This window comes from Afipia carboxidovorans OM5 (assembly GCF_000218565.1).
Lineage (GTDB): Bacteria > Pseudomonadota > Alphaproteobacteria > Rhizobiales > Xanthobacteraceae > Afipia > Afipia carboxidovorans.
Genome location: NC_015684.1, coordinates 901,894 through 918,787, shown reverse-complemented (window position 1 = coordinate 918,787; position 16,894 = coordinate 901,894). Strand labels below are relative to the sequence as shown.

Below are 16,894 nucleotides of genomic sequence, written 5' to 3'. Positions count from 1 at the left end.
CGACGGCTGCGGAGTTCCGGGAGACGTCCATCTTGTTGAATAAATTGGGGCTGTCCGGCCATGGCGAAGCCAAGGTCGAATATCTGGATGGCGATTTCCGAATCATCTCGCCCGGAGCCTATGTGCTGTGTGCCGTGACCGGCGAGCGCATCCCGCTGGAACAGCTCTCGCTGTGGAGCGTCGACCGGCAGGAGGCCTACGCGACGCCGCAGATCGCGCTGGAACGCACCTTCCCGAACGCCGCGAAGAAAAAAGCCTGAGCTAAAGCCTGAACGCTTGTCGCGCGGTTATGCCGCGCGATCATGGCCGTACAATTTATTGCCGCGCCTGCCGCGCGCGGCGCATCCGCGCCTTCAGGAAGTCGAGCAGCGCGCCCTCGTCCTCGACCCGCAGCGTCACCGCGAACGGCACGATCTGCGCCGCATAGGCCGCAAGCGCCGGATCGCCCTCGATCCGCGCAAGATCCTTTTCCGTCGTCACCAGCGTCAGCCCGCCCGCCTGCGCCTCATCCGCGAGCGCCTTCAGCTCCGCTTCAGTGAAGGGATGATGATCGGCGAACTCCTTGCGTGAGGCGAGCTCGACGCCGTGCTTCGCAAGCGTCGCGAAGAAACGGCCGGGATCGCCGATGCCGGCAAATGCGAGAACGCGCGCGCCGCGCAGCCGCGCCAACGACGATTCCTCCGGCACGAACGCCGCGCGCACCACGAGCCCTCCCCGCTGCACCACGCCTTGCGCGATATCATCCGCGGCATGGCCCTCGCCGATCACGATCAACGCATTGGTGCGGGCGACCTGCGGCGCGAGCGGCGCACGCAGCGGCCCGGCCGGAAAAATCATACGGTTGCCGAGCCCGCGCGCGGCGTCGATTACGATCACCGCGGCATCCTTGGCGAGCGCGGGATTCTGAAAGCCATCGTCGAGCAGCACGACGCTCGCACCTTCGCGCCGCGCCAGTTCCGCGCCCTCGACGCGATCGCGCGCGACGATCACCGGCACATGGCGCGCCATCATCTTCGGCTCATCGCCGACATCGGCGGCACGATGCGTCTCGTTCACCCGCACCGGCCCGGCGAGCGTGCCGCCATAACCGCGGCTCACCACCACCGGCGTCTCGCCGATCTCGCGCAGGATTTCGACCAGCCGCAACGTCGTCGGCGTCTTGCCCGCGCCGCCAACATGATAATTGCCGATGCAGATCACCGGACATCCGGCGCGTGTGCCCTCGCGCGCCAGCCGTGCAGCCGCCACCGCGCCATAGCAGGCCGCAATCGGCGCAAGCAGCACCGAGCCCAACGAGACCGGGCCGTACCAGAACCGCGGCTCACGCATCGACGCCTCCCTGCTCGATCCGCATCTGCAGGAGGTAAGGCTCAAGCGCCGCCATCGTCTTGTCAACCGCACCACCCAGCCGCGCCACCACGCTTTGCGCCGACATGGCGAGGCGGTTGCGCGCAATCGGATTGCCGAGAAGATGCCGCAGCAGCGTGACGAACTCGTCGGGATCGCGCGCCAGCAATGCGCCTTCGGTGCGGTCGAGCTCGGCATAGAGATCGGCGAAGTTGAAAATGTGCGGCCCGTGCAGGATCGCGGCGTCGAGCTTGACGGGCTCGATCGGGTTCTGCCCGCCATGCGGCACGAGCGAGCCGCCCATGAACACCACCGGCGCAAGACGATAGAACAGCCCGAGCTCGCCCATCGTATCGGCGACGTAAATATCGGTATCGGCCGAGGGCAGATCGCCGCGCGAGCGCAGCGCCGTCTGCAGCCGCGCATTCGCCACCATCTGCGCGATCGCGGGCCCGCGCTGCGGATGACGCGGCACGATCACCGTCAGCAGCGAGGGAATTTCCGCCGCGAGGTGACGATGCGCCTCGATGATGATTTCTTCTTCGCCGGGGTGGGTCGAGGCCGCGACGAACACGGTGCGCCGTCCCGTCGCCGCCTTCAGCCGATCGAACCGCTCAGGGTCGGCCGGCAGCGCCTTGATATCGAGCTTGAGATTGCCGGAGGTGATCACGTTCGGGCTGCCGAGCGCCGCGAACCGCTCATGATCGATATCCGACTGCGTCAGGCAGAGATCGAAGCACGACAGCAGCGTGCCGATGGTGACGCGCGCTTTTTGCCAGCGCGGGAACGAGCGCGGCGACATCCGCCCGTTGATGAGCACCAGCGGAATCCGCCGCTCGGATGCGGACAACAAAAGATTCGGCCAGAGATCGGACTCGATGAACAATCCGAGCCCCGGCTTCCAGTGATCGAGGAAGCGCGCCACAAAGCCCGGCACATCGTAGGGAATGAACTGATGGATGACGTCCGGCGGAAAACGCCGCGCGACAATGTCGGCTGACGTCTTGGTGCCAGAGGTAAGAAGCACGCGCAGATTCAGCGCGCGCAAGCGATCGACAAGCTCGGCCGCGGCGAGCACTTCGCCGACGCTTGCGCCGTGAATCCACACGAGTAGCCCCGGCGGGCGCTCGACGCTCGCAAACCCGCGCCGCTCCGCGACGCGCTCGGGGTCTTCCTTGCCCTGTTTCAGCCTGCGCCCGATGATGAGGCCCGCGAGCGGCGCTGCGAGAGCCGAAGCCCGCCGGTACACTCCAAGCGTCACCGGCAGGGCGTCAGCCATTGAGCCCCTCATCGGGATGGCCAAGCCGCGTGTAGGCGAGGCGATTTACATCGTTGAGCGCGGTCTCGAGCCGCTGGCGCAGCACTTCCATCGCCGCATCATCAGCATCCGGCGGCACGTGGATCAACTCTGTTGCCGCCATGATCCCGCGTCCGAACGGCAGGTTGATGACGGAGCGGTCCCAGTTGTTCAGCCGCTTGAAGCGGCTCGTCGCGATCGCGACCGGCAGGATCGGCCGCCCGGATTCGCGCGCGAGCATGATGACGCCGAGCCCCGCCTTGCGCGCGACCTTCGGCACGTCGGCGGTGAGCGCCATGTTGGTGTTGTTGTCGAGCTCGCGCAGCATCGTCTTGAATGCAGCGACGCCGCCCTTGCGATGGAATTCGGAGCCGTGATCGCCGGAGCCGCGCACGGTTCCGACATTGAGCCGCTCGGCCGCGATGGCATTGATCTCGCCGTCACGATGGCGCGAGATCAAAACCTTGGCGGCATATTTCTTCCGCTTCAAGAACGGCATCATGAAATGCTGCCCGTGCCAGAACGCGACGATCACCGGCATGTGGTGCTCGGCCTGCTCGTAGATATCCGGCGGCTCGTATTCGAACCTGTTGGTCAACCAGACGAAGCGCAGAAACTCGGCCGCGAGAAAACCCACGGTCTGCTGCACCCAGGCGGCACGGCCCAATCTACGGAGCGACAAAATCACTGTCCGGTTTTCGAATCGAGCCCGGGATCGAGCAGGCGGTGAACATGGACGATGAAATACCGCATGTGGGCGTTGTCGACGGTTTGTTGCGCCCGCGCCTTCCAGGCCTGATAGGCGGTCGCATAATTCGGGAACAGGCCCACGGTTTCGACTTTCGACAGGTCCTTGAACGTCGTTCCGTCGAGGTCGGAAACCTCTCCGCCGATCACGAGATGAAGGAGTTGGGGCGGTGCGGTATCCGGCATGGTGGTCCTTAAAACCACGGACCCGTGCGGTAATTCAAGCCTCAAATAGGCGCATTGGCATTAAAAACCGGCCTGCGGGCCAGAGCATTCAGCAGCGCCTGGTGCCGGGGGCGCCCGGCTGCGACCAAAACGCCGTGGGCAACGACGGGGCAGTTGTAGCGCAGGTTCTCGCCGGTGAGTTCGGTCATCGCCCCGCCCGCCTCGCGGATGATGAGATCGGCGGCGGCGACGTCCCAGTCGCGGCTGTGACCACCGGCGAAAGCGACATCGAGCGCACCGCTGGCGACGCGGCACATCCGCAGCGCAAGCGAGCCGATGCGCGGCGCACCCGCCGTGCCGCCCGAGATTTTCGCAACGCGATCGAGGATCGAGGGCGGTGCGGCAACGCGCGTCAGATCGAGATCGGCGCCGCGCGCGGAGAGGATCGCACTCGCATTGAGCGTCGCGCCCTTGCCGCGCTCGGCCAGATAAAATTCATCGCTCATCGGCGCATAGACGCAGCCGAGCACCGGCACGCCGTGATCGACCAGCGCGACGCTGATCGACCAGTCCTTGCGGCGATTGAGATAGGAACGCGTGCCGTCGATTGGATCGACCACCCAGACCCGCGACTTGCCGAGCCGTGCGGGATCGTCCGCGCTCTCTTCCGACAGCCAGCCGTAATCCGGATTGAAGGAGCGCAGCCGCTCCTCGAGGAAATGATTGACCGCGATATCAGCTTCGGAGACCGGCGAGGATACGCCCTTCACCCAGCTTTTCAGGTCGGACCCGAACATGCCGGACGCAAGTTCGCCCGCCTCGCGCAAGGTGCTGGCCAGAAGCGCGGCCTCAACCGCGAAATCGTTTCTAGCGCCCGGCAATCGTCAGTCCCTCGATTCGCACCGTCGGCGAATTCACACCGTACTTGAACACGAGATCGTTCGCCGGCCGCATCGACTTGAAGATATCGAACAGATGGCCCGCGATCGTCACTTCGCTCACCGCATAGGACGGCTTGCCGTTCTCGATCCAGAAGCCCGACGCGCCGCGGCTGTAATCGCCGGTGACACCGTTGACGCCGGAGCCGATCAGGTCGGTGATGTAGAAACCGTCCTTGATGTCGGCCATCAATTCTTCCGGCGTCACATCGCCGGGTTCGAGATGCAGATTGTAGGCGCCAGGCGACGGCGAAGATGATACGCCGCGATGGGCATGGCCGGTCGTCGTCATGCCAAGTTCGCGCGCGGTGGCGCTGTCGAGCAGCCAGGTGGTGAGCACGCCGTCATCGACAATCGCGCGGCGCTGAACCGCAACGCCTTCCGCGTCGAACGTCTGCGAGCGCAAGCCGCGCACACGCAGCGGATCGTCGATGATGCGGATGGAAGAATCGAACAGCACCTGCCCGAGCTTGTCCTTGAGGAAGCTCGTCTTCCGCGCAACGGAGGCACCGTTCACCGCGCCCGCAAGATGGCTGATCAACGAGCCGGCCACGCGGGGGGCGAACACCACCGGCGCCTTGCAGGTTGCGACCTTGCGCGGATTGAGGCGCGCGATGGCACGCTCACCGGCGCTGCGGCCGATCGCAGCCGGTGCTTCGAGGTCCGAGCCATGGATCGCGGACGTGAAATCGTAATCGCGCTCCATGCCGGTGCCCTCGCCCGCAATCGCGGTCATCGACAGGCTCTGGCTCGAACGCAGATAGGCGCCATGAAACCCGGTGCTGGTAACAAGCACCATGCCGCCGATGCCGGAGCCGGCCGACGCGCTACCCGATTTGGTGACACCCTTCACTGCAAGCGCGGCCTCTTCCGCTTCGCGGGCCCGCGCTTCGAGTTCGTCGAGCGAGGGCACGTTCGGATCGAGCAGATCGAGATCGGGGAAAGTCTTCGCAAGCAGCGCGGGATCGGCGAGACCCGCGAACGCATCTTCCGGCGCGACTTTCGCCATTGCCACCGCGCGCTCGGCAAGAGCGGCAACATTGCCGCCGCCGATATCGTTGGTTGAGACGACCGCCTGCCGCTTACCGACCAGCACGCGCAGGCCGACATCGTCACCCTCGGCGCGCTCGGATTCCTCGACACGGCCATCGCGAATTTCGACGCCTTGCGAGACGCCGCGCACCGCCACCGCATCGGCAGCATCGGCACCCGCCTTCTTCGCAGCCGCAACGAGACGTTCGGCGAGATCGGTCAGCGCGCTTTGATCGAGAAGGGCGGTCACGGGTTTGGAAGAAGCTTTGCTTGAGAGCGATGAAACGGAAGAAATGACGTTTGGTGAAGAGATCACGAATGGAATCCTGCCGCTCAGGTTGATAGGCGTTAACGATGCAGATGTGCCTGTTTTACGCAGACTTCAAGCGTTCCGTTGCAAAACGCCTTTAAAATTTCTCAAGGGTGCAAGGTCTCGTCAATCATGTGGGCCAACCTCTTATCAAGCATGAGATTCGAAGCAATCCGGACAACGTCCGATTAACCAGCCTTCTTAAGCCAATCCAGAGCGGCGGCTGACATTCTCCTCGCATCGACCGGGAAAATAATCCCGGCGGGGAGAATAAGAACGTGAGGCGTCAATACGGACTAGGCGGGGCCCAACTCGCCGGGTCGAGCCGCGATCTGCGGCTCGACCCCCTTTCCTTGCCAGCCCGATTTGAAGCGCGCGACGGGCGCGCCGATGGCGGGTCACGGCAGATCGAAATCAATCGCGAACGCGTCGTCGTGCGCCGCATGGTGCGCGGCATGCGCATGACGCTGCAGCTACGGATGCCGGAGTTTCTCGGCATCGCGCGGCGGCAGACCGAGAACGCGGAAGCGCTGGTGTTGATCCACCACGATCCGTCGTTGTCCGTGCCGCTGTTCCTCAGCGACGATGCCGAGGAGATCGAGCGGCAGTGGTCGGCGTGGAGCGAAACGCTGGCGTTGCCGCAGGTGGAAGATGAAGGCGAGGCCGCCGGTACACCCGCGCCTCGCCGTCGCCGCCACAACGTCATCCGCATCCGCAGGCCGCGCTTCCTGATGCGCCGCAAGGCAGGCCACCCGGTGGCGGAGACCGCCGTGTATCGCGATGAGCGCGAAATCATCGCGCGGACGTGACGGCATTCAAAAGGATCGTGCGTGCCTTTAAACCGAGGCGCGCACGATGGCGTCGACCAGCAGGCCCGCGAACAGCACGAGCCCGGCGTCGCGGTTGCTGCGGAATAGCCGCAGGCATAGCGGCGAGTCGGTGATCCGCAGCCGCACGACCTGCGAGCCGAGATGCGCCGCGAACGCCGCAAGCCCGAGATAACCGGCAAGCCCCGCACCGCCCTGCCATAGCGCGAGAGCGACCAGCACCACTGCGAGCCCATAGAACAGCGCGAGCCAGCATTGCGTATTTTCTCCGAACAGCAGCGCGGTTGATTTCACGCCGATCAGTGCATCGTCGTCGGTGTCCTGATGGGCGTAGATCGTATCGTATCCGATCACCCAGGCGATCGAGCCTGCGTAGAGCCAGAGCGCAGCCGCATCGATCCGCGCCAGGATCGCGGCAAAACCCATCAGCGCACCCCATGAGAACGCGAGGCCAAGCACCGCCTGCGGCCAGTAGGTGACGCGCTTCATGAACGGATAGACCGCGACGATAATCAGCGAGGCGACACCGGTCGCCACCGCGAACCAGTTGAATTGCAGCAGGACGACAAGCCCGATCAGGAGTTGCAGGCCGAGAAAGGCGACGGCCTGTTCCACCGTCACCTGTCCCGCAGGGATCGGCCGCGAGCGGGTGCGCTCCACCCGGCCGTCGAGATCGCGGTCGGTGATGTCGTTCCAGGTGCAGCCCGCGCCGCGCATCACCAGCGCGCCGATCGCAAACAGAACCAGCGTCACGGGAAGATGCGAGAGATCGCGCGCCACGCCTGCCGCGAGTGCCGCCGACCACAGGCACGGCATCAAAAGAAGCCAAGCTCCGATCGGCCGGTCCATCCGCGCCAGCCGCAGATAGGGCCGCGCCCATAGCGGCGCGTGGGTATCGACCCAGTTCGCCGTTGCATCGGCCACCGGTGCGCTGAAATCAGTCATGAGAAATTTGCCGTGGAAATTTGCCGTCCGGCGCGGCGCGCAAGAAAAATGTTAGCGCGCCAGCACATTGCCGCTCAGAGTATCGAAGGTCGAGCCGCCGTTGCGCTTGGTCGGCTTCGCCTCGGGCAATTCGACGCCCGCGCCAAGCGCCTCGCTGAGGCTCATCGCGGCGCCGCGCGGCTGCTGGGCCTGCTGCTGGGCGGCGTTGCAGACATTAGCGCGCATCTGCTCGGTGCCCTTGTGGCCCTGCGCCATCTGCTCGGCAACCTGCGGCGGAATTCCGCAGCGTTGCGCATTCGTCTTGATGTAGTTGATCATCTTGACTTCGGACTGCGAGAACGCGCCGATCGCCTTGCACGCCTCGTTCGCGGGCGCCTTGCGCTTGCTCATCGCCTTGATGACCTCGGCGCGCTTCTCCGCTTCCGCCTTCAAAGGCGCAAAGCCCTTCATGCAGTCGGCCTGCGAGCCGCCGCTCGGCCCTGCCGCGGGTGCGGATGGCGCGGACGAAAAGCCCTGCCCCATCGGCGCCACGCCCTGCGAGGGAAACGCGAGCGGGGTGTTCATCGGCTTCATCGGCGCCGAGCCGCTGATCGGCGGAAACGCCGACGTGCTCGCCTGCTGCGGCGGAGGCGCGGCGGCCTGCCCCGGCAGCGGCGCGGGAAACGCGACCTGTGCGTGAACGCTCGATCCGAACGAGACAAGCGCGCAGGCTGCGACAGCGGCCATCATCCAACGCGGCTGGCAAGATGAGATCACGGCATTCCTCCGGCTGCGGCTCACGCCTTGGCCTGCTTTTACGATTCCGAATCCACCTTAACAACCCGCCGAATCTGGCATTAGCGCGGCGCTTTCACGCATTTAGCCCGCTCAAGGGGCCTTTCGGCGGGTTTTCTCGCCCAGTTCCATGATCTAAAAGGCCGAAATCCGATGACGCAGCGCGATTTCAAAAGCCCCCGCCTGTTCGTGGACGCCCCGCTCGGAGCTGGCCGCGAGGTCGCGCTCGCACGCGAGCAGGGCCATTACCTCGGCAATGTGCTGCGGCTTTCCGCGAGCGACACCGTTCTGGTGTTCAACGGCCGCGACGGCGAATGGCGCGCGCAGATCACGGGCCGCAAGCGGCTTGAACAGCTCACGCCGCTTGAACAGACCCGGCCGCAGGACCCGCCTTGCGACCTGCATCTTCTGTTCGCACCGCTGAAGCATGCGCGGCTCGATTACATGGTGCAGAAGGCGGTGGAGATGGGCGCAAGCCGCCTCACGCCGACGCTGACGCAATTCACCCAGGTCTCGCGCATCAATCTTGAGCGGATGCGCGCCAATGCCATCGAGGCGGCCGAACAATGCGGCATTCTCAATCTGCCGGAGATCGACGAGCCTTTGCCGCTGACCGGCCGCCTCGCGGAGCGTGACGGAAAGCGCCTTCTTGTTTTCTGCGACGAAGCCGCGCCGCAGGCGAGCCCGCTTGCGGCCCTGAAAGAAGCCGCAAACGACGGCGGCCTCGACGTGCTGATCGGCCCCGAAGGCGGCTTCTCGGAGGACGAGCGCGCGGCGCTACTCGCCCAGCCCCGCCTCGTCCGCCTCTCGCTCGGCCCGCGCATTCTGCGGGCGGACACCGCCGCCGTGGCGGCGCTCGCTTTGGTGCAGGCCGCGCTCGGCGACTGGACCTAGGCTCGCCGAGCCCCAGAGCGGGCCGCCACTCGCGCCACCCACCACCTCCCGCGGACAGCAAGCGTCTCAAAGACAGCGAACGCCCATTTAAGGACGCGCCACAGGCAGAGCATCTTCACAATTATCCTTGCAAATGATTTTCAACTGCATCATAGATGCAGTTAGGAATTAATTGCATGTAGAGACCATGATCCGAACCGCCAGCCTGCTGGGATGCGTCGCCCTGACGGTCCTCCCCACGTCCGAGGCCACCGCGCAGACGGAGCTTCCGGCCATTACGGTGGCGGACACCAAACCCACCCGGAAGAAACGGCCCAAGCCGGTCCGGCGGCCGCCCGTCCAGCCTCAGGCCGCGGCAATCCCTGCGCCCGTTCCGCCCGGCGAGACCACCCCACCTCCACCGATCCCGCCGATACCTCCGACCTTCGCCTCCCAATCACAGACAACAAACGCGCAGATCCTCAGCCGCGGCGGGGCGTCGCTCGGCGACACGCTCGGAACCACCGCCGGCGTGTCGGCCACCTCGTTCTCACCGGTCGCGAGCCGGCCGGTCATTCGCGGGCTTGGCGGCTTTCGCGTGCGCACGCAGGAAAACGGCATCGGCTCCGCCGACATGGCCAATCTCGGCGAGGACCATGCCGTCACCATCGATCCGCTGACCGCGGGAAACGTGGAGGTCATTCGCGGGCCCGGCACGTTGCGTTACGGCTCGCAGGCGATCGGCGGTGTCGTCAGCGCCACCACCGGCCGCATTCCCACCGCGGTCCCTGCGAACGGCGTTGCCTTTGAAGCGCGCGGCGGCCTCAACAGCGTCAGCCGCGGCGCGGACGGCGCGGTGCTGCTCGATGCCGGCGGCGGCAATTTTGCGATCCACGCCGACGCGTTTGCGCGGCAGGCCGGCGACTACCGCATTCCCGGCGGCGTGCAGGAAAATTCAAGCTACCGCTCGGACGGACACGCTGTCGGCGGCTCCTACATCTTCGACAGCGGCTTCATTGGCGTCGCCTATCAGGAGATGGCGATGACCTATTTCATTCCGGGGATCGATTCCGCGAAGGTGAAAAACCACATCGACCTCCATCAGTCCAAATGGACGAGCCGCGGCGAGTGGCGCATCGGCGAATACGGCCTCGACGCCATCCGCTACTGGTTCGGCGCCACCGATTACAAGCACAACGAGATCAACGGCGTCGGCGCGGCCGCGCAGATCGGCTCGCGATTCAAGAACGAGGAACTGGAATCCCGCGTCGAGGTCAGCCACCTGCCGTTCATGACGGCGCTTGGCGAGTGGCGCGGCACCGCCGGCATGCAATGGGGCCAGCGCAATCTCTCCGTTGCCGGCGCGACCGAGCCGCTGCTCGCGCTCGCCAAAGCCCGCAACATCGCGGCTTTCGCGTTTGAAGAACTGCAACTCACCCACGCGTTGCGCGCGCAGGCTGCGGTTCGTATCGAGCGAACGCAGATCGACGGCACCGGCGCGCAGTTTCCCGCATCGTTTTTGCCGCCGCCCGATCAACCGATATTATTTCCTGTCGACCGCAGCTTCATGCCGGTCAGCGTCAGCACCGGCCTGCTTTACGAATTGCCGTCCGACATCGTGGCGCGCGTGACGCTGCAGCATGTCGAGCGCGCGCCCGACCCGATCGAGATGTTCTACAAGGGCCCGCACGACACCCCGCGCACGTTCGAGATCGGCGATCCGAATATGAAACTGGAAAAAGCCGACACCGTCGAGATCGGCATCTCGCGCAAGCGTGGCGCGACGCGGTTCGATGCCTCGATCTACGCGTCGCGCTATCGGAATTTCATCTTCAAGAATTTCACCGGCGTTCGCTGCAACGAGACCTTCGCCTCCTGCGGCACGCCGGGCGCGAGCTACGACCAGATCATCTATTCGCAGCGCGATGCGCGGTTCGTCGGCGGCGAGATCGAGATCGAGCACGATGTCGCGCGGCTCTGGAACGGCGTGTGGGGCCTCGGCGGGCAATACGACATCGTTCACGCCACATTCGCCGATGGCGGCTACGTGCCGAAAATTCCGCCGCAGCGCCTCGGCGGCAGTATCTTCTATCGCGACGCGGACTGGAGCGCGCGCGTGAGCCTGCTGCACGCGTTCGCGCAGACCCATCTCGGCGCCTTCGAGACACCGACGCCTGGCTTCAACCTCTTGAACGCCGAACTGAGCCACACCCATAAATTCGTCAAAGCGGGGCTGCCAGTCACCCTGACGGTCGGCCTCAAGGGCGAGAACCTGCTCAACGCCGACATCCGGCTACACCAGTCCTACAAGAAGGACGAGGTGCTGCAGCCGGGGCGAAACGTGCGCCTGTTCGCCTCCATGAAGTTCTGATCCGGGCTCCGCTTCCCACCGGAAAGGCCGACCCGGCCCCGGAGCGGGGTCCCCGGGCGTCGATTCCTGTTAAGGCACTTTGAGTTTTCTTCATCGAAATCCGGGCTTTGCCGTGTTAAACGGCGGCAAAATGGATCGCTGACGGACTTCCCGATGAATACCCCCCTCGCCTCGCCCATGCCCGGGTCCGCCACTCGGGCGGATGCCCTGCTGTCGGCGTTTGCCGGCGCCGGCTACCAGCAGGCCGCGCCCGCGATCCTGCAGCCGGCCGAGCCGTTTCTCGACCTCTCCGGCGAGGATATCCGCAAGAACCTGTATCTGACGAGCGACGCCAACGGCGAGGACCTCTGCCTGCGCCCCGACCTCACCATTCCGGTGGCGCGCGACTATCTCGCCTCGCAAGGCGCCGGCGAGGTGCGAAACTTCTACTACCTCGGCCCGGTGTTCCGCTTCCGCGGCGGCAAGCCAAGCGAATTCCTGCAGGCGGGCGTGGAATCATTCGGCCGCGACGACCGCGCTGCCGCCGATGCCGAGATGATGGCGCTGGCGCTCGAGGCGACCTCGGCGTTTGGCGTGAGCAATATCGAAATCCGCAGCGGCGACGTCGCGCTGTTTCTGGCGCTGATCGATGCCTTGAAGCTGGCACCGGTGTGGCGGCGCCGACTGATCAAATGCTTCAGTCGCAAAACGAGTATCGCCCGCGAGGTCGAAGGCCTCACGCAAAATGACGGATCGAGCGATTATGAAGGCGTGCTTGCGGCACTCGCAGGCTCCGACCGCAAGGCGGCGCTGGCGCTCGTCACCGACCTGATGTCGATCGCGGGCACCGAGAATGTCGGCGGCCGCACCACCGCGGAAATCGCCGACCGTTTTCTCGAGCAATCGACGCTGAAGGGCGGCACGCTGTCGCGCGAGACGCTGACGCTGATCGAGCGCTTCCTTGCGATTGCCGGCGAACCCGACGAGGCGCTGGCGCAACTGCGCAGCCTCGCCGCCGACGCAAAACTCGACCTCAACGCCGCGCTCGATGCGTTCGAGAGCCGCACCGGCTTCATGGCCGCGCGCGGCATCGACACCGGCAAGATCGCATTCTCGACCTCGTTCGGTCGCGGCGTCGATTACTACACCGGTTTCGAATTCGAGATCCGGCGCAGCAACAATGGCAGCGAACCGCTGGTTGGCGGCGGCCGCTACGACGGCCTGCTGACGCGGCTCGGGGCCACGCTGCCAATTCCGGCGGTCGGCTTCTCGGTGTGGATCGACGCGCTCGCCAAAGCCGGGGACTCGACGGGAGACGCCGCATGACGACCCCGTTCGTTCTCGCCGTGCCCTCCAAGGGCCGGCTTCAGGAAAACGCCGACGCCTTCTTCGGCCGCGCGGGCCTCACGCTCGCGAAACCTCGCGGTGCGCGCGACTATCGCGGCACCATCACGGGACTCGACAATGTCGAGATCGCCTATCTTTCCGCCAGCGAGATCGCGGCGCAGTTGGCGCGCGGGCAGGTCCACCTCGGCATCACCGGCGAGGACCTCGTGCGCGAGACCATCGCCGACGCCGACAAGCGCGTGATGCTGATCGAGGGCCTCGGCTTCGGTTACGCCAACGTCGTGGTTGCGGTGCCGCAGGCGTGGATCGACGTGCGCACCATGGCCGACCTCGACGACGTCGCGACCTCGTTCCGGGTCAAGCACAACCGCCGCATGCGCGTTGCGACCAAATACATCAACCTGACGCGCCACTTCTTCGCGCTGCACGGCATTGTCGACTATCGCATCGTGGAGAGCGCCGGTGCGACCGAAGGCGCGCCTGCCAGCGGCGCGGCCGAGCTGATCGTCGACATCACCACCACCGGCGCAACACTCGCGGCGAACGGGCTGAAAATGCTCGACGACGGCATGATGCTGCGCAGCCAGGCCAACCTCGTTGCCTCACGTGCTGCCGACTGGACGCCGGAGGCGCGCGAGACCGCACGCGTGATCCTCGACCACATCGCCTCGCGTGCCCGTGCGGCGAAGTACAAGGAAGTCCGCACCTGCCTTCCGGGCTGCGACGCCGCGCTGCTGTCCGAGATCGAACAGCATTTCGGCGCGCTCGCGCCGTTCGGCACGCCACCCGCCGGTGGCATCCTGACGCTGCACTGCCCGCCGGCGCAGCTTTATCCGCTCGGCACGCTCTTGCGCGCGCGCGGCGCGGAGACGGTGAGCATCGGCTCGCTCGACTACGTGATGGCGCGCGACAATCCGCTGTTCTCGCGGCTCGAAGCTTTTCTCGGAGCGTGAACCCATGAGTGCCACGTTCATGAACGCCGCGTTCATGAGGACCTCTTGGCGGCAACGGCTCCCTATCGCCATATTAGAACGGATGCCCCAGAGGGATTGACGCGCATGTCCGTGTCCGACGTTTCCGTCTCCATTCGCGACCGGCTGCCCGCCGCGGCGCGCGGGCTGTCCATCGTTGTGCCGTTGCTCAACGAAGCGCCCGGGCTGACGCTGCTGCACGAGCGGCTCTCGACGCTCGCGGATCGTCTCAAGGAACGCTACGGGATCGCCTGCGAAGCGATCTATGTCGATGACGGCTCGACCGACGAGACACTCACGGTCGCGCGCGATCTGCCCGCAGCGAAGCTCGACGTGCAGGTGGTGTCGCTGTCGCGCAATTTCGGCAAGGAGGCCGCGCTGATGGCGGGCCTCGACCATGCCCGCTTCGGCGCCGTGCTGTTCATGGATGGCGACGGCCAGCATTCGCCCGACCTTGCGGAAGAACTGGTGCGCCACTGGATCGAGGGCGGCTACGATGTCGTCTACACCGCGAAGGCGCACCGCCAAAACGAATCCATGCTGCGGCGCCTCGCCGTGCATAATTTCTATTCGCTGGTGAACTGGGGCGCGCGCCAGAAGATTCCTGAAGATGCCGGCGACTTCCGCCTCTTGTCGCCGCGCGCAGCCAAGGCGCTGCGGATGATGCCGGAGCGCAACCGCTTCTTCAAAGGCCTGACAAGCTGGATCGGTTTCCGCCAGAAGCGCATCGATTACGAACCGGAGCCGCGCGCCCACGGCACCACGACGTTCAACGCCCGCCGCCTGCTCGGCCTGTCGATCGAGGGCATCACTTCGTTCTCGGTCGCGCCGCTGCGGATGGCAAGCATGCTCGGGATGCTGATCGCGCTGCTCGCGCTGCTGTTCGGCCTGTCGATCCTGTGGGAGACCTTCACCACCGGCAAGTCGGTGCCGGGCTATCCGTCCGTGATCGTCGGCATGATGACGCTCGGCGGCGTGCAGCTCATCGTCATCGGCGTGCTCGGCGAATATATCGGCAAGATCCTTTCCGAACTGAAAGCACGGCCGATTTATTTCGTCGCCGAGCAGACGCTGCGCACCGCGAATGAAGCGACCGCGCCGGATGGCGCAGTGTCTCCTTCGCATACGGCGGACCCCGCGTGAGCGAGACGCGCCGCATCACGCTGTGCGCCGACGATTACGGCATCAGCGACGGCGTCAACCGCGCAATCCGCGACCTGATCGCGCAGCGCCGCCTCAACGCGACCTCGGTGATGGTGGTCGGCCCTGCCATCGGCCGCGAGGATGCGGATGCGCTGCGCGCTGTCGTGGACAATAATTGCGAGATCGGCCTGCACGTCACCCTCACCGCGCCGTTCTCGCCGCTGACGATGCATTATCGCCCGCTCGACGGTGGCATGTTCTGGCCGTTGCAGCGGCTGCTGCGCGGCGCGCTGCTGCGGCGGATCGATGCCGACTTCGTCGAGTCCGAGGTCAAGGCGCAGATCACACTGTTCCGCGACCTGTTCGGCGCGCCGCCCGCCTATCTCGACGGCCACCAGCACGTTCAACTGTTTCCGGGAATCCGCGACGGCTTCATCCGCGCCGCACGGGAGACTGCGCCGGACGCGTGGGCGCGGCAGTGCCGCCGCGCGCAGGCGTCCTCCCGTCTTGGCAACCCCAAGGCAATCCTGCTCGACACGCTGAGCACGACCTTCCGCAAGCGCTGTGCCGCGAGCGGGCTTCCCACCAACACGGCGTTTGCGGGTGCCTATGATTTTCGCAAGCTGCCGGATTTCGGCTCGCTGATGCGCAGCTTCCTCGCCTCGCTGCCGGAGGGCGGGCTTGTGATGTGCCACCCCGGTTTCGTCGATGACACCTTGCGGGCGCTCGACCCGTTGACCGACCAGCGCGCGCGCGAACACGCCTATCTCGCCAGTGAGGATTTTCCCCGGCTGCTGGCCGAGCTTCAGGTCAGCCTCGCGAAAGCGTGAGGGCGCTTTGCCGCAGGCAACTTGCCACCTTGGCGAAATTTAATCTGCCGTCCCGCTTACCCCGATCCAAAACCCGCCTAGATCGTTCCTAGAATCATCCGCCTAAACGTGGAGAGGACGACCATGACCCCGCAAGAGCGCCAGTTGATCGACGACCTGTTCGGCCGGCTCGAAAAGCTTGAAGCCAACCCGCGCGAGCCCGAGGCCGAAGCTGCGATCGCGCAGGGCCTGCGCCGCGCGCCGCACGCGGTTTACGCGCTGGTGCAGACCGTCCTCCTGCAGGACGAGGCGCTGCGCCATGCCACCACGCGGATCGAGCAGCTCGAGGCCGGGCAGCATCCGGAGAAGGAAGGCAGCTTCCTTGATTCGCTGCGCGACACGCTGTTCGGCGGCGGACAGGCGTCGCAAGGTTACGCGCAGGGCTCTACGCAAGGCGGTTCAGTGCCGAACGTGCCGCCCGGCACCGCGCGCCCGTCATGGAACACTGGACAGGTGCTCGGCAATCAAGGGCTTGGCGGTGACGCGCCTGGCCGTCGCGACGCTTTCCCCGATCCGCGCGCGGCACAAGGCTACGGCACGCCGCAAAGCGGCGGCGGCGGTTCGTCGTTCCTCGGCACCGCGGCGGCGGCCGCGGCCGGCATGATCGGCGGCTCGCTTCTGATGAACAGCCTTCGCGGCCTTGGCGGCGGCAGCCAGCAGCAGAGCTTCGGCAACACCGGTTCACCCTGGAGCGGTGGCAGCAGCAACGATGCGCTCGCACGCGATGCCGGCATCAACGATATCGGCAAGACCCAGCACGGCGGCGTCGAGGATCGCCGTAACGAGCATGCGGCCTATGACGACGCATCGTCGGACTACGATGACGACGATTATGATGACGACGACGATTTCGACGATGGCGATTTCGGCAGCGATCCGTCCGACTTCGCGTAACGCAATCGACATTGAAAACGAAAACGGCCGTTGCGACAGCGGCCGTTTTTATGTGCGCGAGAACA

Annotated in this window: 17 protein-coding genes; 9 read left to right on the top strand and 8 right to left on the bottom strand. The window is 65.6% G+C overall.

What is annotated here, in order from left to right:
• Positions 1 to 32 precede the first annotated feature (32 nt).
• Complete coding sequence (locus OCA5_RS04370; RefSeq protein ID WP_012564380.1) at positions 33 to 260, top strand: DUF2093 domain-containing protein; 228 nt, start codon at positions 33 to 35, stop codon at positions 258 to 260.
• A 55-nt stretch (positions 261 to 315) separates the two neighbouring features.
• On the opposite strand, the gene lpxK is transcribed toward OCA5_RS04370, so the two are convergent.
• The 6 genes from lpxK to OCA5_RS04340 are packed head-to-tail and all read right to left on the bottom strand — an operon-like array spanning position 316 to position 5,821.
• Positions 316 to 1,329, bottom strand: coding sequence for a tetraacyldisaccharide 4'-kinase (lpxK, locus tag OCA5_RS04365; protein WP_012564381.1), 1,014 nt, complete (start codon positions 1,327 to 1,329; stop codon positions 316 to 318).
• Positions 1,322 to 2,626, bottom strand: a complete 1,305-nt coding sequence (locus OCA5_RS04360) for a 3-deoxy-D-manno-octulosonic acid transferase (protein WP_012564382.1) — start codon at positions 2,624 to 2,626, stop codon at positions 1,322 to 1,324. Before OCA5_RS04360 ends, lpxK begins: the two co-directional genes overlap by 8 nt.
• Complete coding sequence (locus OCA5_RS04355; protein ID WP_012564383.1) at positions 2,619 to 3,332, bottom strand: lysophospholipid acyltransferase family protein; 714 nt, start codon at positions 3,330 to 3,332, stop codon at positions 2,619 to 2,621. Before OCA5_RS04355 ends, OCA5_RS04360 begins: the two co-directional genes overlap by 8 nt.
• Complete coding sequence (locus tag OCA5_RS04350) at positions 3,329 to 3,577, bottom strand: DUF4170 domain-containing protein (RefSeq protein ID WP_012564384.1); 249 nt, start codon at positions 3,575 to 3,577, stop codon at positions 3,329 to 3,331. Before OCA5_RS04350 ends, OCA5_RS04355 begins: the two co-directional genes overlap by 4 nt.
• 41 nt (positions 3,578 to 3,618) lie before the next feature.
• On the bottom strand, positions 3,619 to 4,437 hold the full coding sequence (locus OCA5_RS04345) for a 3'(2'),5'-bisphosphate nucleotidase CysQ (protein ID WP_012564385.1): 819 nt from the start codon (positions 4,435 to 4,437) through the stop codon (positions 3,619 to 3,621).
• Complete coding sequence (locus OCA5_RS04340) at positions 4,424 to 5,821, bottom strand: TldD/PmbA family protein (RefSeq protein WP_042200938.1); 1,398 nt, start codon at positions 5,819 to 5,821, stop codon at positions 4,424 to 4,426. Before OCA5_RS04340 ends, OCA5_RS04345 begins: the two co-directional genes overlap by 14 nt.
• A gap of 293 nt (positions 5,822 to 6,114) precedes the next feature.
• Here OCA5_RS04340 and OCA5_RS04335 point away from each other — a divergent pair, with 293 nt between their 5' ends.
• Positions 6,115 to 6,645: a DUF6101 family protein gene (locus tag OCA5_RS04335; RefSeq protein ID WP_013912867.1), complete on the top strand. Its 531-nt coding sequence runs from the start codon at positions 6,115 to 6,117 to the stop codon at positions 6,643 to 6,645.
• Positions 6,646 to 6,672: 27 nt separating this feature from the next.
• Here OCA5_RS04335 and ubiA read toward each other — a convergent pair whose 3' ends face one another.
• Together ubiA and OCA5_RS04325 are read right to left on the bottom strand one after the other, a co-directional pair.
• Positions 6,673 to 7,608: a 4-hydroxybenzoate octaprenyltransferase gene (gene ubiA, locus OCA5_RS04330; RefSeq protein ID WP_012564388.1), complete on the bottom strand. Its 936-nt coding sequence runs from the start codon at positions 7,606 to 7,608 to the stop codon at positions 6,673 to 6,675.
• Positions 7,609 to 7,659: 51 nt separating this feature from the next.
• Entirely contained in the window at positions 7,660 to 8,364 is a 705-nt protein-coding gene (locus OCA5_RS04325) for a hypothetical protein (protein ID WP_012564389.1), read from the bottom strand.
• Between the two features lie 171 nt (positions 8,365 to 8,535).
• On the opposite strand from OCA5_RS04325, the gene OCA5_RS04320 reads away from it, so the two are divergent.
• From OCA5_RS04320 to OCA5_RS04290, 7 genes are all read left to right on the top strand, one after another.
• Positions 8,536 to 9,276: a 16S rRNA (uracil(1498)-N(3))-methyltransferase gene (locus OCA5_RS04320; protein ID WP_012564390.1), complete on the top strand. Its 741-nt coding sequence runs from the start codon at positions 8,536 to 8,538 to the stop codon at positions 9,274 to 9,276.
• A gap of 187 nt (positions 9,277 to 9,463) precedes the next feature.
• On the top strand, positions 9,464 to 11,626 hold the full coding sequence (locus tag OCA5_RS04315; RefSeq protein ID WP_244396089.1) for a TonB-dependent receptor: 2,163 nt from the start codon (positions 9,464 to 9,466) through the stop codon (positions 11,624 to 11,626).
• Positions 11,627 to 11,779: 153 nt separating this feature from the next.
• A complete protein-coding gene (locus OCA5_RS04310; protein WP_013912866.1) occupies positions 11,780 to 12,931 on the top strand; it encodes an ATP phosphoribosyltransferase regulatory subunit in 1,152 nt (383 codons plus the stop codon).
• On the top strand, positions 12,928 to 13,905 hold the full coding sequence (hisG, locus tag OCA5_RS04305; protein ID WP_012564393.1) for an ATP phosphoribosyltransferase: 978 nt from the start codon (positions 12,928 to 12,930) through the stop codon (positions 13,903 to 13,905). Before OCA5_RS04310 ends, hisG begins: the two co-directional genes overlap by 4 nt.
• Positions 13,906 to 14,010: 105 nt before the next feature.
• Entirely contained in the window at positions 14,011 to 15,066 is a 1,056-nt protein-coding gene (locus OCA5_RS04300) for a glycosyltransferase family 2 protein (RefSeq protein ID WP_012564394.1), read from the top strand.
• The gene (locus OCA5_RS04295; RefSeq protein WP_012564395.1) at positions 15,063 to 15,896 is read left to right on the top strand and encodes a ChbG/HpnK family deacetylase; all 834 of its coding nucleotides are present in this window, start codon (positions 15,063 to 15,065) and stop codon (positions 15,894 to 15,896) included. The genes OCA5_RS04300 and OCA5_RS04295 overlap by 4 nt, the downstream gene beginning before the upstream one ends.
• A gap of 123 nt (positions 15,897 to 16,019) precedes the next feature.
• Positions 16,020 to 16,829, top strand: a complete 810-nt coding sequence (locus OCA5_RS04290; RefSeq protein ID WP_012564396.1) for a DUF2076 domain-containing protein — start codon at positions 16,020 to 16,022, stop codon at positions 16,827 to 16,829.
• Positions 16,830 to 16,894: the final 65 nt, after the last annotated feature.